The 24,009-nt window shown below is 44.1% G+C and carries 21 protein-coding genes; 11 read left to right on the top strand and 10 right to left on the bottom strand.

Annotated features, from left to right (window positions below):
* Positions 1-103 precede the first annotated feature (103 nt).
* Positions 104-3,163: a ribonuclease E gene (gene rne / locus FNC98_RS07120; protein WP_143580587.1), complete on the top strand. Its 3,060-nt coding sequence runs from the start codon at positions 104-106 to the stop codon at positions 3,161-3,163.
* A 332-nt stretch (positions 3,164-3,495) separates the two neighbouring features.
* Here the strand turns inward: rne and FNC98_RS07115 are convergent, their stop codons facing one another.
* The 10 genes from FNC98_RS07115 to gyrA all read right to left on the bottom strand — a co-directional run bounded on the left by FNC98_RS07115 (position 3,496) and on the right by gyrA (position 14,524).
* Positions 3,496-3,789, bottom strand: a complete 294-nt coding sequence (locus FNC98_RS07115; protein WP_143580586.1) for a ComEA family DNA-binding protein — start codon at positions 3,787-3,789, stop codon at positions 3,496-3,498.
* 452 nt (positions 3,790-4,241) lie between these two features.
* A complete protein-coding gene (gene pyrF, locus FNC98_RS07110; protein ID WP_143580585.1) occupies positions 4,242-4,943 on the bottom strand; it encodes an orotidine-5'-phosphate decarboxylase in 702 nt (233 codons plus the stop codon).
* Positions 4,944-4,947: 4 nt separating this feature from the next.
* Positions 4,948-6,117 (bottom strand): lipopolysaccharide assembly protein LapB, encoded by a 1,170-nt coding sequence (gene lapB / locus FNC98_RS07105; protein WP_143580584.1) that lies wholly within the window; start codon positions 6,115-6,117, stop codon positions 4,948-4,950.
* A 21-nt stretch (positions 6,118-6,138) separates the two neighbouring features.
* A complete protein-coding gene (locus tag FNC98_RS07100; RefSeq protein ID WP_143580583.1) occupies positions 6,139-6,366 on the bottom strand; it encodes a lipopolysaccharide assembly protein LapA domain-containing protein in 228 nt (75 codons plus the stop codon).
* Between the two features lie 120 nt (positions 6,367-6,486).
* Positions 6,487-6,774: an integration host factor subunit beta gene (gene ihfB / locus FNC98_RS07095; RefSeq protein ID WP_143580582.1), complete on the bottom strand. Its 288-nt coding sequence runs from the start codon at positions 6,772-6,774 to the stop codon at positions 6,487-6,489.
* Positions 6,775-6,858: 84 nt separating this feature from the next.
* A complete protein-coding gene (rpsA, locus tag FNC98_RS07090) occupies positions 6,859-8,520 on the bottom strand; it encodes a 30S ribosomal protein S1 (protein ID WP_143580581.1) in 1,662 nt (553 codons plus the stop codon).
* Positions 8,521-8,619: 99 nt separating this feature from the next.
* Positions 8,620-9,309, bottom strand: coding sequence for a (d)CMP kinase (gene cmk, locus FNC98_RS07085; protein WP_143580580.1), 690 nt, complete (start codon positions 9,307-9,309; stop codon positions 8,620-8,622).
* Positions 9,302-10,636: a 3-phosphoshikimate 1-carboxyvinyltransferase gene (gene aroA, locus FNC98_RS07080; RefSeq protein ID WP_143580579.1), complete on the bottom strand. Its 1,335-nt coding sequence runs from the start codon at positions 10,634-10,636 to the stop codon at positions 9,302-9,304. The genes cmk and aroA overlap by 8 nt, the downstream gene beginning before the upstream one ends.
* Positions 10,637-10,679: 43 nt before the next feature.
* A complete protein-coding gene (gene serC / locus FNC98_RS07075) occupies positions 10,680-11,768 on the bottom strand; it encodes a 3-phosphoserine/phosphohydroxythreonine transaminase (RefSeq protein ID WP_143580578.1) in 1,089 nt (362 codons plus the stop codon).
* Positions 11,769-11,893: 125 nt separating this feature from the next.
* Entirely contained in the window at positions 11,894-14,524 is a 2,631-nt protein-coding gene (gene gyrA, locus FNC98_RS07070) for a DNA topoisomerase (ATP-hydrolyzing) subunit A (protein ID WP_143580577.1), read from the bottom strand.
* A 342-nt stretch (positions 14,525-14,866) separates the two neighbouring features.
* Between gyrA and FNC98_RS07065 the strand changes: the two genes are divergently transcribed.
* The 10 genes from FNC98_RS07065 (at position 14,867) to FNC98_RS07020 (ending at position 23,994) form a co-directional block, all read left to right on the top strand.
* The gene (locus FNC98_RS07065) at positions 14,867-15,079 is read left to right on the top strand and encodes a TIGR02922 family protein (RefSeq protein ID WP_143580576.1); all 213 of its coding nucleotides are present in this window, start codon (positions 14,867-14,869) and stop codon (positions 15,077-15,079) included.
* An 89-nt stretch (positions 15,080-15,168) separates the two neighbouring features.
* Positions 15,169-15,882, top strand: a complete 714-nt coding sequence (ubiG, locus tag FNC98_RS07060) for a bifunctional 2-polyprenyl-6-hydroxyphenol methylase/3-demethylubiquinol 3-O-methyltransferase UbiG (protein ID WP_143580575.1) — start codon at positions 15,169-15,171, stop codon at positions 15,880-15,882.
* Between the two features lie 87 nt (positions 15,883-15,969).
* Positions 15,970-16,635 carry an HAD family hydrolase gene (locus FNC98_RS07055; RefSeq protein WP_143580574.1) on the top strand — a complete coding sequence of 222 codons (666 nt, stop codon included), beginning with the start codon at positions 15,970-15,972 and terminating at the stop codon, positions 16,633-16,635.
* 424 nt (positions 16,636-17,059) lie between these two features.
* Complete coding sequence (gene nrdA / locus FNC98_RS07050) at positions 17,060-19,333, top strand: class 1a ribonucleoside-diphosphate reductase subunit alpha (protein ID WP_143580573.1); 2,274 nt, start codon at positions 17,060-17,062, stop codon at positions 19,331-19,333.
* 134 nt (positions 19,334-19,467) lie between these two features.
* Positions 19,468-20,598, top strand: a complete 1,131-nt coding sequence (gene nrdB, locus FNC98_RS07045; protein WP_143580572.1) for a class Ia ribonucleoside-diphosphate reductase subunit beta — start codon at positions 19,468-19,470, stop codon at positions 20,596-20,598.
* A gap of 27 nt (positions 20,599-20,625) precedes the next feature.
* On the top strand, positions 20,626-20,874 hold the full coding sequence (gene yfaE, locus FNC98_RS07040; RefSeq protein ID WP_313904123.1) for a class I ribonucleotide reductase maintenance protein YfaE: 249 nt from the start codon (positions 20,626-20,628) through the stop codon (positions 20,872-20,874).
* 189 nt (positions 20,875-21,063) lie between these two features.
* Positions 21,064-22,290, top strand: a complete 1,227-nt coding sequence (locus FNC98_RS07035) for a M24 family metallopeptidase (protein WP_143580570.1) — start codon at positions 21,064-21,066, stop codon at positions 22,288-22,290.
* Positions 22,291-22,315: 25 nt separating this feature from the next.
* Positions 22,316-22,969 (top strand): sulfotransferase, encoded by a 654-nt coding sequence (locus tag FNC98_RS07030; RefSeq protein ID WP_143580569.1) that lies wholly within the window; start codon positions 22,316-22,318, stop codon positions 22,967-22,969.
* 123 nt (positions 22,970-23,092) lie between these two features.
* Positions 23,093-23,695, top strand: coding sequence for a septation protein A (locus FNC98_RS07025; protein WP_143580568.1), 603 nt, complete (start codon positions 23,093-23,095; stop codon positions 23,693-23,695).
* 2 nt (positions 23,696-23,697) lie between these two features.
* Positions 23,698-23,994 carry a YciI family protein gene (locus FNC98_RS07020; RefSeq protein WP_143580567.1) on the top strand — a complete coding sequence of 99 codons (297 nt, stop codon included), beginning with the start codon at positions 23,698-23,700 and terminating at the stop codon, positions 23,992-23,994.
* Positions 23,995-24,009 lie beyond the last annotated feature (15 nt).

Here is a 24,009-nt window from a genome sequence, read left to right as displayed (position 1 = left end):
GACATCCGTGAGGCTGACAACCCTCTGTTTGCACAACTATAATTGTGCAACGATTGCCTGCACTCTCGCATGTGTTGTGACAAAAAATAGAGTCACACAATCAATGAAACGCATGTTAATTAATGCTACTCAGTCAGAAGAACTGCGAGTAGCACTCGTTGACGGCCAAAGCCTTTATGATCTTGATATCGAAAGTCCTGGCCACGAACAAAAAAAAGCCAACATTTATAAGGGTAAAATTACCCGAGTAGAACCCTCCCTAGAAGCCGCATTTGTCGATTATGGTGCCGAGCGCCACGGTTTCCTTCCCATGAAAGAGATTGCCAAAAGCTATTTTCCACAAGGATATAGTTTCCAGGGCCGTCCAAATATCAAAGATGTTTTAAGTGAAGGACAAGAAGTAATTGTACAAATCGATAAAGAAGAACGAGGCCAGAAAGGCGCTGCGTTAACTACCTTTATCAGTCTTGCCGGAAGCTACCTGGTGTTGATGCCAAACAACCCTCGTGCAGGCGGTATTTCCCGTCGTATCGAAGGTGATGAGCGCACCGAATTAAAAGAATCATTAAGCAAACTAGACCTGCCCAAAGGCATGGGTTTAATTGTTCGCACCGCAGGTGTTGGCAAAGATTATGAAGAGCTTGCTCACGATTTAAATGTCTTGTTGCACTACTGGCGCTCTATCGAAAACGTGGCAAGTTCAAAACCTGCGCCGTTTTTAATTCACCAGGAAAGTAATGTCATTTTACGCGCTATCCGCGATTACCTGCGCCGCGACATTGGTGAGATCGTTATCGATCGTCCGAAAACTTATGACAACATCAAAGAACATATTCAATTGGTTCGTCCGGATTTTATCAACAAGGTAAAACTCTACAAAGGCGACGTACCACTGTTTACTCATTATCAAATTGAGTCGCAAATCGAATCTGCTTTCCAACGTGAAGTCCGCTTACCTTCTGGTGGTTCAATCGTTATCGACCCAACGGAAGCATTGACGTCAATCGATATCAACTCTGCCCGTGCAACTAAGGGTAGCGATATCGAAGAGACGGCATTTAACACCAACCTGGAAGCAGCTGAAGAAATTGCCCGCCAGCTTCGCCTGCGAGACCTTGGTGGTCTTGTGGTTATTGACTTTATCGACATGACGCCAGTTCGCCACCAGCGCGAAGTAGAAAACCGCATGCGTGAAGCTGTTCGTTCCGACCGTGCGCGCATCCAGTTAAGCCGTATCTCCCGCTTTGGTCTTCTGGAGATGTCACGTCAGCGTCTTCGTCCGTCCATTGGTGAAACCAGCCAGGGCACCTGCCCTCGTTGTAACGGTACCGGCCATGTTCGTGGCGTTGAGTCACTGGCATTGTCGGTATTGCGTTTGATGGAAGAGGAAGCAATCAAGGATAAAACCAGTCAGGTTCATGCCCAGGTACCAGTACCTGTTGGTACCTACCTGCTAAACGAAAAGCGTAATGCCGTAGGCCATATTGAAAAGCGTCATAACGTAAAAGTGTTGATTCTTCCGAATCAAAACATGGATACCCCACAGTATGAGGTTATTCGTGTTCGTGATGATGAAACTACTTTTGAGGCCAGTTATGAAATGAAAGTCGCTGAGCCTGTTGCTGAAGAAGCAGTAATGCCGAAGTTCCAGAAAGATGCGGTAAAACGTGACGAACCTGTTCTCCAAGGCATGACGGCACCGAAAGCTGCGCCCACGCAGAAAAAAGTGGTTGAAGACAAGAAGCCACAACGATCTACTGGCATTTTCGCAGCGATTGCAGCATTCTTCGCTTCCTTGTTTGGTAGCGAAGAAAAGCCGAAGCCAAAAGGTAAGCAACAGCATCGTAAAGGTTCTGGTCAGGATCAGCGTGATCGCCGACAACGCAAGCCACGTCAGCAACAGCGCCGTAACCGTAATCAGGACAAGCGCGATACAAATCGTGATACAAGCAAAGACAATAAGGTTGCGGATAAAGAGCAAAATAAATCGCCAAACCGTAACGCCAAGAAACCAGCCAAACGTCCTGCTGAAAAACAGGAAAAGGTAGTTAAGGAAGAGAAAATTGCTGAGCGTCGTCAACGTCGTAATACTCGTAAGAAAGTGCGAATCAACGACAACAAGATCGAGCAGTCACAAGTAGCTCAGGAAGAGCAAAAGCAAGAGTCAAAACCGGCTAAAGAAAAAACAGTTCGTGGTAATCGCAAGCCTCGCTCTAAGAAGCCGACGACCGATGAAGCGGCATTAACAAATACTACCGAAGAGAATGTTGTTACCGAAGCGGAGCCAATCGAAACTGAAGGTAAGCGTGATAAAGAAGGTAAAAACCGTACACGTCGTTCACCGAGACATTTACGCTCTCACGGTCAACGTCGTCGCAAGGATAAAGAGCAAACAGCTGAAACTGAGAATTCCGTTGAAGCAGACGCTGAAGCGAAATCTAAAGTGACAGAAAACGTTGTTGATGATGCAGTTGTCGCCCGTTATCCGTCCGTAGCGGAGGGCGAAGATGCCGTGCAAACATCTCTGGATTTATCCGATGATAATGAAGCACCGGTTAAACAACCAGATACAGCAGCCGTTGTTGAGACTGCAGAAGATACCCCAGTGAAAGTTGAGAATAACTCGCAGCTAGAGTTAGAAGTTACTGCAGAAGAGCCGACAAAGGCAGTAAACGAACCTGAAGTCGAGACTGTTGAAGGTAAAGCTAATACCCTGGTATCAGAAGATAGCGCCGAAGAGGAATCTAAAGCCGTTGCAAAGGCTGAGATTGTAAACGAAGAGCCTGTGGTTGAAGAAACTGTTGTTGAAGAGACCATCTCCCCTGTTCCGGCAGCTGATTCCGCTGAGGAACAGACAGAAGAAGCCATCGTTGCTGATGAGACATCGACAGAAGAACCAGAAACTGAGGTTGAAGTCGCTGCTGGCGAAGGACAATCTGAAACTGTTATTGAGAAGCCGGCTATTGCAGCCAAGCTTCGTCAATTGAGCGGTAAGGCCAACGCGCCTATGACTAAGCCTGAAGCCATTGCTGTTGACACTAACATTGAGTTACCGACATCTGCTTTACAAACAAATGAAAGAGCAGACTTTATACGCTCTGAAAAGGTTGCCGCTCAGGCCTCCGCAACAAACCATAGTTCGGCAGGACCTACTAAACCGTAAACGTCTGCATTGAGCTAATAAAAAAACGCCAGTTAACAAACTGGCGTTTTTTTTGGCCCCCGATGATACCAATCCTCATTAAAGAGTGATCATTCCGCGAATATTCATAAACCGTAAATGCCACGAATATATCAAGCAAGAATGTCAATATAAAATAGAGTGAATCTATTAAACATTTTTCATATTCGCCCGTACGGGAATGCCCGAGAGGAATTTCTACTGCGTTATTGCCATTTGAAATGGAATGCCATTCCTAAATAGCAATGCCTTGTATAACTTCCTCCTGCTGACCTTCTGAAAAGATCACAGTTCAACGAGAACTGGTATTAGCATTAAATACTTAAAAGTTTGGCGTTCTTCGCTAAAAACTTCTCGCCAATACCTTTAACATTCAATAGCTGTTTTACATCCGTAAACGGGCCATTAGCTTTGCGATAATCAATAATCGCCTGCGCTTTAGTCGCTCCTAAGCCACGAATTTTGCGCAACTCATCTATCCCAGCTTTGTTTAGGTTAACCGACTCGACAATCGTCGTTTTTTCAACTTTGGTTGCCGCATTAACTGGTGCTGTGTAAGCAGTAAAAAGAGAACTACCTAATACTAAAACAAGTAATAATTTGTACATGTGTTATTTCCTTAACGTTGAATAATCAGGCTGAAAATTGGATTAATTCAATCGGCCCGATAAAACCACCCCATGTGGTCTTTATACCAATCACACTAAGTTTGTGCACAACTCAGAGTTAGGGCCGAGGTTCAGTTACAACATAGATTTTATTGATATAGTCATTCTATATTAATGAAATATAGGGCAGTAAATGAGCCTCTCACTAACTCACTACGGGTGAGTTTTAAAGGCGTTTGGACTACGTTACTGATTTTGGCTCATTTTAAGAGCGGAATAACCATTCTCTGCAATCAAAGCCTTGCCTAAAAGCCTTTAAATTCTCACTGAGTGAGCAATAATTTAATGTGATTGGTATTATCTATCTTAGAAAAATTTGAGGAATTTTGATTCGGGATCAAAAAAGCCACCGGTTAACGGTGGCTTTTTTATTTATCTAGGCTTTTAACGATTTAAGCTTGCAGCGATTGGTTTATGCTTTTTAATACTGCGGCAGGGTTCTCTGCTTTGGTTATCGGGCGACCGATCACCAAATAGTCAACGCCAACAGAAATCGCTTCAGGCGGCGTCATTACACGCTTCTGGTCATCGACACTAGCACCAACCGGACGAATACCTGGGGTAACCAATCTAAACGATTCACCCAGGGTTTGTTTTAATGTCTCAGCTTCCTGAGCCGAACAAACGACCCCGTCCAGACCAGAATCTTTTGCTAATTTTGCCAAGGCTAATACCTGTTGCTCCGGAGTCAACTGAATACCTAGTTCGGCTAAATCGTCACTGCCCATGCTGGTCAGTACGGTTACGGCAATTAATAATGGCGCTTTGTCACCATAGTGCTCCAGTTCCTGCTTAGCACGTTTCATCATCGCGCTGCCGCCACTAGCGTGGACATTTACCATCCAGACACCAAGATCGGCTGCGGCTGCAACGGCCTTTGCTACGGTATTGGGAATATCATGAAACTTTAAATCAAGAAACACGTCAAAACCGCGTGAGGTAAGGTCTTTAACAAACTCAGGGCCAAAATGGGTAAACATTTCCTTACCAACTTTTAACCGACAATCCGATGGTTCAATTTTATCGACAAAGGATAATGCTTCGGCTTTGTTTGCGAAATCCAGGGCGACAACAACCTTTGGATCGAATGACATAAAATTATTCTCCTTCCAAACCTCTGACCGGTTTGATTTGTTCCCAATCATGGCATGACGGGCAGGACCAGTAATGGACCGTACTATTAAAACCACAATTACGACAACTGTATCTGGGCCGTAACTTCAAATATGCGGTGACCAACTCTTTTATCACATCCAGAGATTCTTGCTGTGTCTGCGGGTTGTCCTCGTTGATTTGCATTTTTACAAAATGCTTAAAGCCGCGGATAGTTGGCCGACGATGCAAAGCCGATAATAAGTACTCGACAGCTTTCTCTGGTGAATGCTGTTGCTGCAGATATTCCAGGTAGGTTATCAATGCCGTACTGCTACCGGTTTTCTCAAAAACCTCTTTAATGAACGGGTAAAACTCGTCCTGATGATCACTGTTCATATAACAGGCGCGCATTTTATCAATTACATCAGGAAAAAACTCCTGATCCTGTAAAAATATTTCCTGATAACAGCGACACGCCTCATTGTATTGCTCTGAGTTTTCATAAACCTTTGCCATTGTTACCTTGGCCCGGCTGGAATTTGGATTCAATACTAAAGCGTGTTCAAGCAATTCTAACTCTTTAATATATTCATCGTCCTGCATCGCCAATTCCGCAAGTTCACAATAAAAGTTCGCTAAAGAATGATTGAGTTTTTTATCTTTGGATTTACGAATCACTTTCTCGAGCTTTATGCCCTTTTTCCAATCTTTGGTCGACAGATAAATTTGCAATAAATAAGACAAAGATTTATTGCCATAGGTAGGGGTTTTGGTGAGCTTTAAAAACATCTTCTCAGCCCGGTCGAATAATCCGGCACTATGAAAATCCCGTCCCAATTCAAATGCTGCCTGCTGTTTTTCTTGATCGGAAAGCATGGGTTGTCGTACCAGGTATTCATGTACTTTAAGGGCTCTGTCGAGCTCACCACGGCGTCGAAACAGATTTGCCATGGCGAAGTGTGCCTCAACGGTATCGTCTTCGTGCTTTAACGCTTCAAGTAGGTAATCGATGGCTTTATCCTGCTGATTGGAAAGCAGGTAGTTCAAACCGGTTGAATATTTTATAGAGAGGGATTCTTTGGCGTTATGATCTTTTTGTTTGATGCTATTTCTTCCCATAAACCAGCCGTATCCTACGGCGACAGGGAGTAATAAAAATAACAGTTCAAACATGGCAATAATTTCTTAACGGTTTTAATCAGATTTTCTGCGTTTAAAGCGACGCGTTAACGAAAATAAGCTCGACATAACAAAACCAATCAAAAAACCGATAAAAGTAAACAGGCTCACCGCTTGTGATACGCTAATTTCCGTTTTAGCGACTATGTAATTTAGTTCTATCAATTGTTCGTTTTGACTACCGAAGACAAACGCGACGGCGAGCAGTATAAAAAGAAATACAACCGAAATAAATAATTTCAAGGGAAACTCCTCGGTTTAATACCAAATCTCATAATAATTTAACCCATCCTGATTAATGAGACTTGGTAGAATTAAAAAAGGCATGCTTTATAGCATGCCTTTTTCTTTAAATTTCTGCAATTAAGCTAATGAAAGATTTACTCTTTCTCTTAACTCTTTACCCGGTTTAAAATGCGGAACATATTTCCCTGTTAGGTCAACAGATTCCCCAGTTTTGGGATTGCGTCCAACCCGAGGTGCGCGATAATGTAGTGAAAAACTACCAAATCCGCGAATTTCAATACGGTCACCACCTTCCAGGGTTTCCGCCATCATTTCCAGAATTTCCTTGGTGGCTGCTTCTACATCCTTAGCTGACAAGTGATCCATCTTATCAATTAACTTTTCAATGAGTTCTGACTTGGTCATTTGACCTCCAGTTCATTTTGGCGCTAGCCGATGGATTAGAGATAGAGGAGATAAAATGCTATCTCCTCTCCTTAAAGCTAAAAATTAGCCTTTAGCGTTTTTGAATGCTTCTGCCATCGCGCTCAAACCAGTGTCTTCTGCTTGGTTCAAGTTTTCCATCGCTGAACGTTCTTCAGCTTGGTCTTTCGCTTTGATAGATAGGCTGATTACGCGGTTCTTACGGTCAACACCAACGAACTTAGCTTCAACACTGTCACCCACTGATAATTCAGTCGATGCATCTTCAACGCGGTCACGAGAGATGTCAGATACACGGATGTAACCTTCAACGCCTTCAGTAAGAGATACCTTTGCACCCTTAGCGTCAACTTCAGCTACAGTACCAGTAACAATAGCACCTTTTTTGTTGTCTGTCAGATACATATTGAACGGATCGTCTTCTGTTTGCTTAACGCCTAGAGAGATACGCTCACGCTCTGGATCAACTTGTAGGACAACAGCTGAGATCTCATCGCCTTTCTTGTATTCACGAACAACTTCTTCACCGCCATTCCAAGAAATATCAGATAGGTGAACAAGACCGTCGATACCACCGTCAAGACCGATGAAGATACCAAAGTCAGTGATTGACTTGATCTTACCACTTACTTTGTCACCCTTGTTGAAGTTCTTAGCGAACTCTTCCCATGGGTTCGGGATACATTGCTTAAGACCAAGAGAAATACGACGACGCTCTTCGTCAATTTCAAGAACCATAACTTCAACTTCGTCACCTAGGTTAACAACCTTAGATGGGTGGATGTTTTTGTTAGTCCAATCCATTTCAGAAACGTGAACAAGACCTTCAACGCCTTCCTGGATTTCAACAAAACAACCGTAGTCAGTTAGGTTCGTTACGCGACCAGAAAGTTTAGAACCTTCTGGGAAGCGGTTAGCAATAGCTGCCCATGGATCTTCACCCAACTGCTTCATACCTAGTGATACACGGGTACGCTCGCGGTCGAACTTAAGAACTTTAACTGGGATTTCATCACCAACGTTAACGATTTCACTTGGGTGCTTAACACGCTTCCAAGCCATATCAGTGATGTGTAATAGACCATCGATGCCGCCAAGATCAACGAACGCACCGTAGTCAGTAAGGTTCTTAACGATACCTTTAACTTCTTGGCCTTCCTGTAGAGACTCAAGTAGTTGATCACGTTCAACGCTGCTTTCTGATTCGATAACAGCACGACGAGAAACAACAACGTTATTACGCTTCTGATCAAGCTTAATAACTTTGAATTCTAGATCTTTACCTTCAAGGTGCGCAGTGTCGCGTACTGGACGTACGTCAACTAGTGAACCTGGTAAGAACGCACGAATGTTGCTAACTTCAACAGTGAAGCCGCCTTTAACTTTACCGTTGATAACACCGATAACAGTTTCTTTTTCTTCGTAAGCTTTTTCAAGGAACTGCCAAGCTTCGAAGCGCTTCGCTTTTTCACGAGAAAGGATAGTTTCACCGAAACCGTCATCTGTAGCGTCTAGAGCTACGTCAACTGCATCGCCAACGTTGATTTCAACTTCGCCTGAGCTGTTCTTGAACTGATCGATAGAGATAACACTCTCAGATTTCAGGCCAGCGTCAACTAGAACGTTGTCTTTGTTGATTGCAACTACGGTACCTTTGATGATGGAACCAGGACGAGTTTCGATTTCTTTTAAGCTTTCTTCAAAAAGCTGTGCAAAATTTTCAGTCATAACTTGTAAGTTAACTCAGTTATTAATCCACTCAACATACATGTTTTGTGGGGTTGTTAAAAAAGTTCGTTTTCTTCCATGCAACGAACTACCTTGGAATTAATAAAATTCCGACAATTTTTCATTAGCAAAAGCCAGTATCTTTTCTACCACCTGAGGGATACTCAGTTCGGTAGAATCAACCAGCAAAGCACCTTCGGCAGGCAACAACGGCGCTACGGAACGGTTTTGATCTCGCTCATCTCGCTGCTTGATGTCCGCCAAAAGGCGCCCGATGTTAACATCAATACCCTTCTCTTGCAACTGCAGCATGCGGCGCTTGGCACGTTCTTCGGCACTTGCCGTTAAAAACACCTTCACCGGTGCGTCTGGGAAAACTACGGTTCCCATGTCGCGACCATCGGCCAAAAGCCCTGGCATTTGTTTAAACGCTCGTTGGCGTCGCAATAATGCTTCACGAACACGAGGAAACGCCGCTACTTTCGAAGCGATTGCACCTATCTCTTCGGTGCGAATCGAATTGGTGACATCTTCACCTTCAAGAAGTACTCGCGATTCGCCTCTTTCCTGAATTTCAAATTCCACATCTAAGTGGGATGCCAAAGGGATCAGCGCTTCTTCACTTTCAATATCGATATCATGGTGATTAGTCGCTACTGCAAGCACACGGTAAATAGCACCACTATCTAATAAGTTCCATCCCAATTGTTCCGCTACAATCCTGGCAACGGTACCCTTTCCAGCTCCGCTGGGTCCATCAATGGTGATTAAAGGGATTTGTTCATTCATTTACTATTTCCTGAGTAATATTTAATCCCACTTCATTGGCGAGTTTTACAAACACCGGGAATGAAGTGGCGACGTTATCGCAATCCAATATGTGAATTGTACCACTAGAGCGTAAAGAACTGATAGCAAAAGCCATAGCGATTCTGTGATCGTGCTGGCTATCAACCGTACCTGTTGTTAGTTGACCACCGGTGATATCAATACCGTCGTCGAATACGGTACAATCGATACCCAGGATCTCAAGGCCATCGGCCATCGCCTGAATACGGTCACTTTCTTTGACTCTGAGTTCTTCGGCATTTCGGAGACGGGTTACGCCTTTGGCACAGGCGGCGGCAATAAATATAGCGGGGAATTCATCAATAGCAAGAGGAACATCCGCATCATCAATATCGCAGCCCTTAAGCTGTGTGGCATGAACGACTAAGTCTGCTACTGGTTCATCGCCAGCTTTACGCTCATTGATGATTTCAATGTTAGCACCCATTTTACGAACAATGTTTAAAACCCCAATACGAGTCGGGTTCATACCAACATTGCGTAGAGTTAGAGAACCTTGTTCGGCAATCAATCCAGCAATGATAAAAAACGTTGCCGACGATATATCGCCTGGTACAGTGATATCGCAAGCCGTTAATTTACCACCGCCTTGTAGTGTCACTTTATTACCATCCACTGCAACCGGATAACCAAAAGCTTTTAACATACGCTCGGTATGATCGCGGGTAATGCCCGGTTCGGTTACAACGGTTGTACCTTCGGCGTACATACCAGCAAGTAGTACACAGGATTTCACCTGAGCCGAAGCCATAGGTAATGGATAGTTGATCGCTTTTAATTGACTCGCCGCGTCGATTGTAAGTGGAGGTGTGCCACCATCGGCGGCGCTGATATTAGCGCCCATTTGTTGCAATGGTGTGACCACCCGCATCATTGGGCGTTTATTCAATGATTCATCACCAATCATTTCGCTGGCAAATGACTGTCCAGCTAAAATACCGGATAGCAGTCGAATCGAAGTCCCTGAGTTACCCACATCCAGCGCTTGTGTCGGTGCCGTTAATCCATGCATACCCACACCATTGACCACAACATTATTGTTTTCATCCGGTCCCTGAATTTCAACACCCATGGCCTTAAACGCATTCATAGTAGCTAAGCAATCCTGGCCGGGTAAAAAGCCACGGATATGACTGGTACCTTCCGCCAACGAGGCAAACATAATGGAGCGATGGGAAATCGATTTATCACCTGGAATGGTAATATCTCCGTTTACCGGGCCTGCAGGCTTAGCGTGAAACGTTAACGATGAGGATTGCTGGGTCATGGGTACTTCCTTTTTACTTGGTGTTTATAACTGAAATGATAAATTATTGATTGTGGGTTTCGGCGAATTGCTGCATAAACGCGACCAACGCTTCTACGCCTTCTAATGGCATCGCATTATAGATACTCGCACGCATGCCGCCGACAGAGCGATGGCCTTTAAGTGCCAGTAAACCAGCATCTTTAGCCTGAGCTAAAAATTCACTGTTTAAACTTTCATCTTTTAAATAAAATGGCACGTTCATCATGCTGCGGTTTTGCTCACTAACGCGGCTTTCATAAAACCCGCTTTGCTCAATGTACTGATAAAGAAAATCCGCTTTGGTGCGATTTTTCTTAGCCATTTGCTCCAAGCCACCAAGTTCCTTCAACCAGGAAAACACCATACTTGCCAGATACCAGGCATAAGTTGGCGGCGTGTTGTACATCGAATCATTATCGGCCAAGGTCTGGTAGTTAAAAATGCCAGGGACAGATTTCATCGCCCGACCTAAAAGATCATCACGAACAATCACAATCGTTAAACCTGAAGGTCCAATATTTTTCTGGGCACCAGCATAGATAAGACCAAACTTGCTAACGTCTATTGGACGGGAAAGAATTGTCGATGACATATCCGCCACTAAAGGCACGTTACCGGTTTCCGGTATTTCAAAAATCTCGATACCATCGACGGTTTCATTTGGACAGTAATGCACATAATCGGCACCTTCAGAGATGCCCCACTCACTTGCTGGCAATACCTGCTTCTTTCCAATAACGTCCACAACCGGCTCAATGACCCGAATCTCACCGTAGTTTTTCGCTTCTGCCACTGCGCTTTTCGACCAGGAGCCGGTAACCACGTAATCGGCCTTACCAGTTTTGGTCAACAGGTTTTGCGGAACGGCTGAGAATTGACCACGACCGCCGCCATGGCAAAACAGTACTTTGTAGTTATCAGGAATATTAAGAATATCGCGAAGGTCTTGTTCTGCTTTTGCTGCAAGCGCCATAAATTCCGGACCGCGATGGCTCAATTCCATCACCGAACAACCGGTATCATTCCAATTTAAAAACTCTTGCTGGGCTTGTTCCATAACCGGCTTAGGTAACATTGCCGGACCAGCACAAAAATTAAAAATCTGCTTCATGATTCACTACTTTATCGGATTTTACTAAAACATTACTGAAGCCAATTCCCCGGCTCCAAAAACTAATTGACCAGAAAAAAAATGAGCGGTAAAAACCGCCCATTTAAGATTTAACACTGCTCGCGTTATTCGCTATCACCTTCCGGTGCTTGCTCTTGCTCAGCCGCGCCCTGCTCTTCGCCTGGCTCAACTTCTGAGGTTTCACCCTCTAACAATGTTTCATCTTCTTCGATTTCATCGATGCGTTGCAGACCAACCACGTGTTCATCATCAGCGGTTCTTATCAAACGCACACCCTGGGTGTTACGACCAATAACGCTAACTTCATTAACCCGGGTACGAACCAAGGTTCCGTTGTCGGTGATCAACATGATTTCATCGGCATCTTCTACCTGAACCGCACCTACAACTGCGCCGTTTCGCTCGCTCACTTTGATTGAAACAACACCTTTGGTTGCACGACTCTTCGCTGGGTATTCCTCTAAGTCAGTACGCTTACCATAACCATTTTCGGTCACGGTCAAAATCGGACCTTCGTTTTTCGGAACAATCAAAGAAACCACTTTTTGCGTTTCGTCAAGTTTCATACCACGAACACCGGTTGCAGTACGACCAACGGTACGAACACCCTGCTCATGGAAACGAACCACTTTACCTTCATCAGAGAACAACATGATTTCACTGTCACCGTTGGTGATATCAACACCAATTAGGGTGTCATCATCACGAAGGTTCAGGGCAATAATACCGTTCGCACGAGGGCGAGAGTATGCGGTCAGAGGTGTTTTCTTAACCGTACCAGAAGCGGTTGCCATAAAGATAAACTTATCTTCTTCGTATTCACGAACCGGAAGGATAGCAGTAATACGCTCATCACTTTCCAGTGGTAATAAGTTAACGATTGGACGACCACGTGCGGTACGAGTTGCCAATGGCAACTGATAAACCTTCAGCCAGTACATACGACCGCGGTTTGAGAAACACAAAATCGTATCATGGGTATTGGCAACCAACAGACGTTCAATGAAGTCTTCTTCCTTCATCTTAGTTGCAGCTTTACCTTTACCACCGCGACGCTGAGATTCGTACTCAGATAGCGGTTGATACTTAACGTAACCTTCATGGGATAAGGTTACAACGACATCTTCTTCATTGATCAAGTCTTCTAGAGACAGGTCATGGGATGCCGCAGAAATTTCGGTGCGACGCTCATCGCCAAACTCTTCACGGATAGCTTCAAGCTCTTCACGAATCACTTCCATCAAACGCTCTGGGCTTGCAAGAATATGCAATAGTTCAGCAATGATGTCTAATAACTCTTTGTACTCGTTTAGAATTTTTTCATGTTCTAAACCAGTAAGCTTGTGTAGGCGAAGGTCCAGAATTGCCTGTGCCTGTTGTACCGTCAGATAATACTGACCATCGCGAATACCGAACTCTGGCTCTAACCATTCTGGACGCGCGGCATCGTTACCAGCACGCTCAAGCATTTCCGAAACATTACCCAGATTCCAGCCAGTGCTGACAAGCGCTTCTTTAGCTTGTGCAGGTGTTGGAGAGTTTTTAATTAACTCGATGATAGGGTCGATATTGCTAAGTGCTACCGCTAAACCTTCAAGGATATGAGCTCGCTCACGTGCTTTGCGAAGTTCGAAGATAGTACGACGAGTTACCACTTCACGACGGTGAAGGATAAAGGCTTCCAGCATTTCTTTGAGGTTGAACAATTTTGGCTGACCGTCAGTCAGGGCAACCATATTGATACCAAAAGAAACCTGCATCTGGGTTAGTTTGTAAAGATTGTTTAGTACAACTTCACCGACTTCACCGCGCTTGATTTCGATAACCATGCGCATACCATCTTTATCAGACTCATCGCGCAGGGCTGAAATACCTTCAATGCGTTTATCTTTAACCAGCTCGGCCATTTTTTCAATTAGACGAGCTTTGTTCACCTGGTACGGAAGTTCGTGAACAACAATGGTTTCTTTACCAGTTTTGTCATCAACTTCAATTTCAGCACGGGCGCGGATATTTAATTTACCACGACCGGTACGATAGGCTTCTTCGATTCCCGCTTTGCCACTGATAATACCGGCGGTCGGAAAGTCAGGGCCGGGGATATATTCGATCAGTTCTTCCATGGTGATATCGCTATTGTCGATCATAGCGATACAGCCATTTACCACTTCCGTTAAATTATGTGGTGGAATATTGGTTGCCATACCAACGGCAATACCTGAGGAACCATTGATTAGGAGATTCGGTACCCGGGTTGGTAAAACCGCTGGCATTTTTTCCTGACCATCGTAGTTAGGAACAAAATCTACGGTTTCTTTTTCTAAATCCGCAAGCAAAGCATGGGAAATTTTTTGCATACGTATTTCGGTATAACGCATGGCGGCTGCAGAGTCGCCATCAACGGAACCGAAGTTACCCTGGCCGTCGACCAGCATATAACGTAAGGAGAATGGCTGAGCCATACGAACGATAGTGTCATAAACCGCAGTATCACCATGCGGGTGATATTTACCGATTACGTCACCAACGACACGGGCCGACTTCTTGTAGCCCTTATTCCAATCGTTGCCCAAATCGTGCATTGCGTACAAGACACGGCGATGAACCGGTTTCAGGCCATCGCGAACATCGGGTAAGGCACGACCTACGATTACACTCATCGCGTAATCAAGGTAAGACGTTTTTAATTCGTCTTCGATGTTTACTGGAATGATTTCTTTTGCCAGATCGGTCATAAAATGATGCTTTCCCTAAATCAGCAAGTTGCTTTATATAGTTTTTTTATTGGTGCGGAATAATAGCATAGAATGCGAATCTTCTGCACGGCTTTATTAAGCTTCTGACGTTAACAAACTTCCTACAAAATTAGTAGCATTAATTACCCTTACTGAAAAATATTACAGAAATAAGTTTCTGCTCAACAAAGCAACAATCTCGCATCTGTTGGTTTACATCCCTACCGGGGTTAGATATATAATGGCGACAGCACAATAACAATAAAGTGCAGCTTGTTTGGATTTCCTTTGTTGGCATATTCTAAGGCTGAACTTTCACAAGATTAGGATTACTGTTTAGCTATGAGCAGCAATGAGACCCAGCTGACCACCGTGACCGTGCTCTACTATGATATCCACACGTTGGAGTTCAATTATCAGGTTGGTCAATTTCCCCAGGCTGAAAAAGGCCGCGTCATTATTGACGATGAATTCAAGCGTGATAAGTCAATCATTGCTGTTTGCCGCGGCGAAGTGAAAATCCTCAATAAAATTGGCGACCGAATCAACGAATAACAGCAACGCATTTTTCCGCGATTAACCAATTAACTACAATATAAGGAAATGGTACGCCATTTCATCGAAACAAATCGGATCTACGAATTATGAGTCAAGGCGTCAATGTCAACCCTGAAGAAATCGAAAAGTTTGAAAAGGTAGCTAGTCAGTGGTGGGACACTGAGGGGGATTTTAAACCTCTTCACCAGATAAACCCATTGCGCCTGAGCTTCGTGCAGTCTCATTGTGGTTCGCTTTTTGACCTCAATGCCATTGACGTTGGTTGTGGTGGTGGCATCCTAGCCGAAAGCATGGCTCGTATTGGTGCTAAGGTTACTGGTATCGATTTAGGCGAAGAACCGCTTAATGTTGCAACATTGCATGCCTTAGAAGCCGGCGTAGACATCCGTTATGAAAAAATCCCAGTGGAAGAAAAAGCCAAAGACATGCCAGCTCAATTTGATCTGGTTACTTGTATGGAAATGCTTGAGCATGTTCCCGATCCAGAATCGGTCATAAAAGCATGTGCAGCTATGGTAAAACCTGGTGGTAAAGCATTTTTCTCTACTCTTAATAAAACCACCAAATCCTATTTGCTTGCCATCGTGGCGGCAGAGAAAGTATTGAAGTTAGTACCAAACGGCACCCATGACTGGAATAAGTTTATTCGCCCATCGCAATTGATAGGCTGGGCCGAATCAGCGGGTCTTCGTTGTATTGATGCCACAGGCATTCATTACAACCCAATCAACGAAAACCATAAACTGGCACCAGGTCTTGATGTTAACTATTTATTGGCCTTTGAAAAACCACCAAAGTAGTTATCGATAGCAATATTCTCAATACTGATACGAATCAGAACATTCGCCGTATAGGTTTTCACGATACGTAAAAAGCTGCGGGTTTTTATGCAACATTGGCAACGCAAAGGCGTTTTGTTTGATTTAGACGGTACCTTAGTGGATACCGCCGCTGATTTGCACGCGGTGTTAAATCAACTGCTGGCACGTTATCAGCTACCAAAGATCTCCTTAGAGCAGGTGTTCCCTATCGGCTCTGATGGTATTTATCCATTATTATCACTCGGGTTTAATCATTCTTTATCGACTCAAGAAAAGCAGGATTTAAGGGCTGAATTTATTGATATCTATCAACGCTTCCCGACTCGCTATTGTCAGTTATTTGATGGTATTGAAGAGACACTTACGACATTAACCGACGGCAACATCCCTTGGGGGATCGTCACCAATAAACCGACCAATCTGACTTTGCCGTTAATGGATAAATTCTCGATTTTTGCGGCCTCAAGCGTTCTCGTCTGCGGTGACACCCTAGCGCAACGTAAGCCAGATCCGGCGCCTATGCACCATGCAAAAAAGGCTCTGGATATCGAAAAAAGTGAAAATATCCTCTATGTCGGTGATGCAAAGCGCGATATCGATGCGGGAAATGCGGCTGATATGCATACTGCTATTGCCGAGTGGGGTTATATCAGCGAGCAGAGTAACACTCAAGATTGGGGGGCCAGGTACTTGTTGACTGATCCCAGAGAGCTTTTGGCGCTTAGTATTTAAACGAATCGAACAAACAATAACCAGAGCCTTAAAACCCTGTTTTGAATGGGTATTTTTAATGTCAATTATTAGTGTTTAAGAACCGCAAAAAATAATCCGGTGACAATGCAAAATAATTAAAATTTCAAAATTAGGCCTTGCATTTTCATTAGTGTCTTTTTTATCGGAGCTACTAAGTTAGTCACCACTAACCAAATTTGACTAACTAAATTCATCGTAAATAAATGCCAGTTTTCAGGGGTTGCATTAACAGCTAAACCTCATTATCTTGTGACTATATCTTGTAATACCCCCTAGATATTGTGCATTTATTTTCAACAGCCACTAGATGGCGGTTGACTTGGTTTAAACAGATCATCAAGTTTCATTGGTGATTATCAATAAATAAAAAAAATAAATATAAAACATTAATTACAGGTTTTTCATGAACAGCAACCTCTTTGTAACCAAACGGAACGGACAAAAAGAACCCATCGACCTGGATAAGATCCATAAAGTAATCGACTGGGCAGCTGAGGGACTGGATTCAGTATCCGTGTCTCAAGTAGAGCTAAAATCACACATTCAATTTTATGATGGCATCAAAACGGAAGATATACATGAAACCATCATAAAAGCCGCAGCAGACCTTATTAGTGAAGAAGCACCAGACTACCAATATCTGGCAGCTCGTCTTGCTATTTTCCACCTGCGCAAAAAAGCCTATGGCAAATACGAGCCACCTGCCCTGCACGAACACGTGTTGAAGTTGGTTGAGTCTGGTAAATATGACAAGCATTTAATTGAAGATTACAGCGCCGAAGATTTTGCTGCTATGGACAGCTTTATCGACCATGAGCGCGATAAAACCTTCAGTTACGCAGCGGTTAAGCAGTTAGAGGGTAAATACCTGGTTCAAAACCGTGTAAACGGTGAAATCTACGAAAGTGCACAATTTCTGTATGTGCTTGTAGCTGCATGCTTGTTCGCGAAATATCCAAAAGATACTCGTCTTGACTACATCAAAGGTTTCTATGATGCCATTTCGATGTTCAAGATTTCGTTACCTACACCGATTATGGCCGGTGTTCGTACACCAACCCGTCAATTCTCTTCTTGTGTATTGATTGAAGCGGGTGACAGCTTAGATTCTATTAATGCCTCGACCAGTGCTATCGTGAAATACGTTTCACAACGTGCCGGTATCGGTATTAATGCTGGTCGCATTCGTGCTCTGGGTAGCTCAATTCGCAATGGCGAAGCGTTCCACACCGGTTGTATCCCATTCTACAAACACTTCCAGACAGCGGTAAAAAGCTGTTCACAAGGTGGTGTACGTGGCGGTGCAGCAACGCTGTTTTACCCACTATGGCATTTGGAAGTTGAGAGCTTATTAGTTCTTAAGAACAACCGTGGTGTTGAAGAGAACCGTGTACGCCACTTAGATTACGGTGTGCAGTTCAACAAACTCATGTATCAACGTTTGATAAAAGGCGATTACATCACATTGTTCAGCCCGTCAGACGTGCCTGGTTTGTATGATGCGTTCTTTGAAGATCAGGATAAGTTTGAAGAGCTATATGTGAAATACGAAGCCGATGCTTCGATTCGTAAAAAACGTATCAAAGCTATCGAACTATTCACCTTATTTGCACAAGAGCGTGCAAGTACCGGTCGTATTTATTTGCAAAACGTCGATCACTGTAATACTCACAGCCCGTTCGACCCAAGTGTTGCGCCGGTTCGTCAATCTAACCTGTGTTTAGAAATTGCCTTACCGACCAAGCCATTTGAAGATGTAAACGATCCAAACGGTGAGATTGCACTTTGTACGCTGTCGGCATTCAACCTTGGTAAGATTGACAGCCTGGATGAGCTAGAAGGTCTGGCTGATCTAGCGGTTCGTGCCCTGGATAGCCTGTTGGATTATCAGGATTACCCGGTACCTGCAGCACTTTCTGCAACCATGGGCCGTCGTACGCTAGGTATAGGTGTCATCAACTACGCATATTATCTAGCGAAAAATGGAGTGTTCTACTCAAACGGTAGTGCCAATAACTTAACGCACCGTACGTTTGAAGCGATTCAGTATTACTTATTGAAAGCATCAAATCAGTTAGCGCAAGAGCAAGGCGCATGTCCGAAATTTAACGAGACACGCTTAGCACAAGGCATCCTACCTATCGATACCTATAAGCGTGAAATCGATAAGGTAACCAATGAGCCATTACACCTCGATTGGGAAGCGTTACGTGAGAACATCAAGAAGTATGGTGTACGTAACTCAACGGTATCAGCCTTGATGCCATCGGAAACGTCTTCGCAGATTTCCAATGCAACTAACGGTATTGAGCCTCCTCGCGGTCTTATCAGCATAAAAGCCAGTAAAGACGGCGTACTAAAGCAAGTTGTACCGGAATATGAGCGCTTAAAAGATAGCTATGAATTGCTGTGGAATATTCCAAGCAATGAAGGTTACCTGGAGCTGGTTGGTATCATGCAAAAATTCGTTGACCAGACAATTTCAGCCAACACTAACTACGACCCGTCGAAGTTTGAAAATGGCAAGGTACCTGTCAAGCAAATCCTCAAAGATCTGCTGTTAGCATACAAGCTAGGTGTGAAAACCATGTACTACCATAATACCCGCGATGGTGCTGATGACAGCATGGGTGACATGGAAGATGATGGCTGTGCCGGCGGTGCTTGTAAGATATAATTCATCGATCAATTAGATCGGATAACCATTACAGAGACCCCAGTGCACTTTCCCCTTTAAGTCACTGAGGTTTCTTTCGTTTTAAATTAGCGAATTTTTAGCAAGTTCCAATGACTGGAACTGCAGGAGCAAACATGACGTATTCAACGTTTAACCGAGTAAATAACGATCCATTACTCGAGCCAATGTTCATGGGTAACACGGTCAATGTTTCCCGTTATGATCAGCAAAAACACCCTATTTTTGAAAAATTAATCGAAAAGCAATTATCATTTTTCTGGCGTCCGGAAGAAGTCGATATTTCTAAAGACCGTGCCGACTGGCAGTCTCTGACTACATCTGAGAAACACATCTTTATCTCAAACCTGAAATATCAGACCCTACTGGATTCCATCGCTGCACGAAGCGTAAACGTATGCCTTTTACCTTTAGTATCGATTCCAGAGCTTGAAACCTGGATTGAAACCTGGGGCTTTTACGAGACCATCCATTCTCGTTCATACACCCATATTCTTCGCAACCTGTTCACCGACCCGAGTGAAGTATTCGACGATATCGTAATCAACGAAAACATCCTGAATCGTGCCAGTGCCATTTCCCACTACTTTGACCGTCTGATCCTGTTATCACAGTTGTATCAATCTCAAGGTGAAGGTACCTACGACATTGACGGCGAAGAGGTTGTGGTAAGCCAGCGCGAGATCAAAAAGGCGCTATACCTTTCCGTATGCTCAACCAATGCCTTAGAAGCAATCCGTTTCTATGTGTCATTTGCCTGTTCATTTGCATTTGCCGAACGCGAGCTTTTGGAAGGTAATGCAAAAATCATCAAGCTAATTGCTCGTGATGAAGCGGTACACTTAACCGCCACTCAACACATCCTAAACCTATGGGCGAGTGGTAAAGACGATCCAGAAATGACGGAGATCTCCAAAGAGCTTCATGAAGAAGGCCTAGCCTTGTTCTTAGACGTTATCGAGCAGGAAAAACAATGGGCAGATTATCTGTTCAAAGATGGCTCGATGATTGGTCTGAATGCGGAGATCCTAAAACAATATATCGAGTATCTATCAAACCAGCGTTTAACAGCGATTGGTTATGAGCCGCAATTTGCCGTGAAATCTAACCCTCTGCCATGGATTAATGCGTATTTATCCAGTGACAATGTGCAGGTAGCGCCTCAAGAAACCGAAATCTCTTCCTACCTGGTTGGTCAAACTGACAGCGCCGTTGATAGCAGCGATTTCGAAGACTTCGATCTGTAATTCAACGAAATGGGCAACAAGATTTGTGTGAATGAAAAGGTGGTCGAGTCTGAATTCGATCATCATACCCATAAAAATCTGCTCGAGTTTTTCGAGCAGCACAATATCGAAGCCCATTATCATTGCCGCGACGGGTTCTGTGGAGCCTGTCGTGTCGATTTACTCGAGGGCTCTACCGAATATACTAATGGCGAACCCCTGGCCTTCATTCGCGACGGCGAAATCCTGCTTTGCTGCTCCGTGCCCACTTCCGATATCAAAATTTCCTGCGATTAACAGCGCGAATTTACCATACTGATTTAACAAACTGATTTACCGTACTGATTTTAAAGAACTGTTTTCTGCGACGCCCAACCCCCCTTCCCCACACAACAACGAAACTTGTTAATACCAATTGCATTTTCTTCAGTAAAAAGAAGATAATCTGAATATTGTATTTAAATTTCGAAATAACCCGGGAAAATCATGATTAATAAGTATGGAATCGGCGGTTCAACGGCTGCGCAAGAGTTGGCAAACCTAACGGATATGTGTGCAGATCTGCAGGGCATCAGTGATGGCGAGTATGCTGCTCGGATAGAGCGCGCTCAAAAAATCATGCAAAACCACGGGATCCATGCGGTTTATCTCAATGCCGGCACCAATCTAACCTATTTTACCGGCACCAACTGGTATCCTTCGGAGCGAATGGTCGGAGCAATATTACCGGCTGTCGGCAAAGTTGAGTACATCGCCCCTTATTTTGAATACGATACGTTAAAACAATATATGGCGGTCGATGGCAAGGTACACACCTGGCACGAGCACGAGAGTCCATATCAGCTATTTGTGGATGTATTAACCGGGTTAAATATTGATTCCGGTAACATTGGTGTTGATGAACTAACGCCGTTTTTCATTGCCAACGGTATCAATCTGCTTACCGATAATTATCAATGGTTAGATGCAAAGGTTGTGACTGCCGGCTGTCGAATGCAAAAGTCTGAGCAGGAGATTGCCATCATGCAGCGAGCTAAAGATATCACTCTGGTTGCGCAACAGGCCGCCGCCAGAATTTTATACCCGGGTATCACGGTTAGTGAAGTCGAACAGTTTATTGATGCCGCCCACAAAAAGCTTGGCGCGAGTGCCGGTTCCTATTTTTGCATTGTCTTATTCGGCGAAGATACCGCGTATCCTCACGGCGTAGCCAAGCCTAAAACACTGGATATCAACGATATGGTACTTATTGATACCGGTTGTGAACTTTATGGCTATCACTCTGATATCACCCGCTCATATGTGTTTGGGGAAGCCAGTGAGCGCCAGCGCCAGGTGTGGGAACATGAAAAACAGGCACAATTAATCGCCTTTGCCGCCGCCAAACCGAATCACCCCTGCTCCGACGTTGATGATGCCGCGCGCGCTTATCTTGCATCAAAAGGCTATGGCCCAGAATACCAATTGCCAGGTTTGCCGCACCGAACCGGTCACGGTATCGGTCTGGATATTCATGAATGGCCCTATTTAGTTGGCAATGAGCAAACTCCGTTGGCCAAAGGTATGTGCTTTTCTAATGAGCCCATGCTTTGTATTCCGGGTGAATTTGGGGTCCGATTAGAAGACCATTTTTATATGACAGATACTGGTCCGAAATGGTTTACTGAACCCTCGCACAGCATTGATAACCCATTCGGTTACACCGTCGATTAATCAATTAGCCTTGAGCAATTTGTTTATGCAAATCAATAGCAATCAACCGAAACTGTTTGTGGTATCACTTCCCAGAACCGCCACAACCAGTTTTTGCCTGGCAATGCTTGAGCAGGGTCTGAAGGTCGCACATACAGCGTATACCTTGAAGACCTTTAACCAGGCTGACGTAATTGCCGATACACCGATATTTAACGATTACCGAAGGCTTGATAGTCTATTCCCAAACGCACGATTTATTTACTTAGAGCGAGATATTCAATCCTGGCTGCCGTCGATTCGTCAATTATTACAGAGAATGCAAACAAATTTACAGCGCACCGACGGCGGATTTAATCCGATATTAAAACGTTGTTATGCTGATGTATTTTCTCAGTACTCGTTGGAAATGCTGGCAGATGATGCGTTTCTAATCGAGAGTTTCAATGCCCATCAACAACAGGTTTTCGACTATTTTGCCGAACGGCCAACCGATTTCACTCGGTTATCGCCAGATCAGGCAAACTGGTGGCAGACCATAGAATCTTTACTCGACTGGCCATTGCAAGCGGCGCCATTCCCACATGTGAATAAGGGTGGCAAAGTGACCAAGTGGAATGAGCTTCGCCACCCGTTAAAAATTGAATCAACCCGTAATGGCCGAGTGGATGATCTCGACAAACTTCTTTATCGTTTATAACCCTATAAAATCTGAGGTTTACAAGGATTCAAACTCACTTACATTTTTATCAGAGTTTGCGGTAGTCTCCAGGCAGATGTTTCGCTAAAATGACAAATAACTACTGGTAAAAAATTAACTTCTATGACCGCTTTTTTCGAATTTATTCCACTCATCATCTTTTTTGTTGTCTACAAAACTGTCGACATTTATTGGGCAACAGGCGCCCTGATAATATCAGCGGCGATCCAGCTTATCGTCATGAAAATTCAAGGCAAAGAGATCCCGCAAAAGCAGTGGTGGTTATTTGGCTTGATCGCCGTTTTTGGAGCACTGACGTTATTTTTTCAAAACGACGCGTTTATTAAGTGGAAAGTCACGATTGTGAACGTATTTTTTGCGATTGGACTTTGGGTAAGCCACGCCTTTTTCAAGAAGAACCTGTTGCAGGCCATGTTAGGCGAATCCATTAACATGCCAAAGAAAATCTGGACTCGCTACAACTATGCCTGGGTCAGCTTTTTCCTGGTTTGTGGAGTATTAAACTTATATGTGGCGTTTAATTTCCCGCAGGAAACCTGGGTAAACTTTAAAGTCTTTGGTCTAACCATCTTAACCTTCGTGTTCGCGTTAAGTTCATTGTTGCTGATTTATAAGCATATCGAGCCGGAACCGGAGCAAGCGGAAGCAGATGCTGACGTTGCCGCAACCAATAACATCAATAACAACGAAGAATCAGGGAAATAACTATGTTGTACGCGATTATCAGCGAAGACGTTGAGAACAGTCTGCCGTTGCGCATGCAGGTTCGTGACAAACACCTTGCCAGACTAAAACAACTTAAAGATGAAGGACGCCTGGTTTTAGCCGGTCCTTGTCCAGCGATTGATGATGAGAACCCCGGCGACGCCGGTTTCACTGGCTCTTTATTAGTGTTGGAGTTTTCCAGCCTTAAAGAGGCCAAAACCTGGGCCGATGCTGACCCTTACATTGAAGCTGGGGTTTATAAATCTGTCACCGTAAAACCGTTTAAACAGGTTTTTTAACAATCCATTTAGTTT

Source organism: Thalassotalea sp. PS06, from assembly GCF_007197775.1.
In the GTDB taxonomy this organism is placed as follows: domain Bacteria; phylum Pseudomonadota; class Gammaproteobacteria; order Enterobacterales; family Alteromonadaceae; genus Thalassotalea_A.
The sequence above is the reverse complement of the archived record's forward strand: the minus strand, read 5'-3'. Positions and strand labels throughout refer to the sequence as shown.

Coding starts and splice junctions, on each gene's coding strand:
- cmk (WP_143580580.1), bottom strand. CDS start 9,309: ATGAATGAACAAATCCCTTTAATCACCATTGATGGACCCAGCGGAGCT.
- rpsA (WP_143580581.1), bottom strand. CDS start 8,520: ATGACTGAAAATTTTGCACAGCTTTTTGAAGAAAGCTTAAAAGAAATC.
- FNC98_RS07025 (WP_143580568.1), top strand. CDS start 23,093: ATGACCGCTTTTTTCGAATTTATTCCACTCATCATCTTTTTTGTTGTC.
- FNC98_RS07035 (WP_143580570.1), top strand. CDS start 21,064: ATGATTAATAAGTATGGAATCGGCGGTTCAACGGCTGCGCAAGAGTTG.
- FNC98_RS07065 (WP_143580576.1), top strand. CDS start 14,867: ATGAGCAGCAATGAGACCCAGCTGACCACCGTGACCGTGCTCTACTAT.
- ihfB (WP_143580582.1), bottom strand. CDS start 6,774: ATGACCAAGTCAGAACTCATTGAAAAGTTAATTGATAAGATGGATCAC.
- ubiG (WP_143580575.1), top strand. CDS start 15,169: ATGAGTCAAGGCGTCAATGTCAACCCTGAAGAAATCGAAAAGTTTGAA.
- FNC98_RS07020 (WP_143580567.1), top strand. CDS start 23,698: ATGTTGTACGCGATTATCAGCGAAGACGTTGAGAACAGTCTGCCGTTG.
- gyrA (WP_143580577.1), bottom strand. CDS start 14,524: ATGACCGATCTGGCAAAAGAAATCATTCCAGTAAACATCGAAGACGAA.
- rne (WP_143580587.1), top strand. CDS start 104: ATGAAACGCATGTTAATTAATGCTACTCAGTCAGAAGAACTGCGAGTA.
- serC (WP_143580578.1), bottom strand. CDS start 11,768: ATGAAGCAGATTTTTAATTTTTGTGCTGGTCCGGCAATGTTACCTAAG.
- pyrF (WP_143580585.1), bottom strand. CDS start 4,943: ATGTCATTCGATCCAAAGGTTGTTGTCGCCCTGGATTTCGCAAACAAA.
- lapB (WP_143580584.1), bottom strand. CDS start 6,117: ATGTTTGAACTGTTATTTTTATTACTCCCTGTCGCCGTAGGATACGGC.
- FNC98_RS07030 (WP_143580569.1), top strand. CDS start 22,316: ATGCAAATCAATAGCAATCAACCGAAACTGTTTGTGGTATCACTTCCC.
- FNC98_RS07115 (WP_143580586.1), bottom strand. CDS start 3,789: ATGTACAAATTATTACTTGTTTTAGTATTAGGTAGTTCTCTTTTTACT.
- FNC98_RS07055 (WP_143580574.1), top strand. CDS start 15,970: ATGCAACATTGGCAACGCAAAGGCGTTTTGTTTGATTTAGACGGTACC.
- nrdA (WP_143580573.1), top strand. CDS start 17,060: ATGAACAGCAACCTCTTTGTAACCAAACGGAACGGACAAAAAGAACCC.
- nrdB (WP_143580572.1), top strand. CDS start 19,468: ATGACGTATTCAACGTTTAACCGAGTAAATAACGATCCATTACTCGAG.
- aroA (WP_143580579.1), bottom strand. CDS start 10,636: ATGACCCAGCAATCCTCATCGTTAACGTTTCACGCTAAGCCTGCAGGC.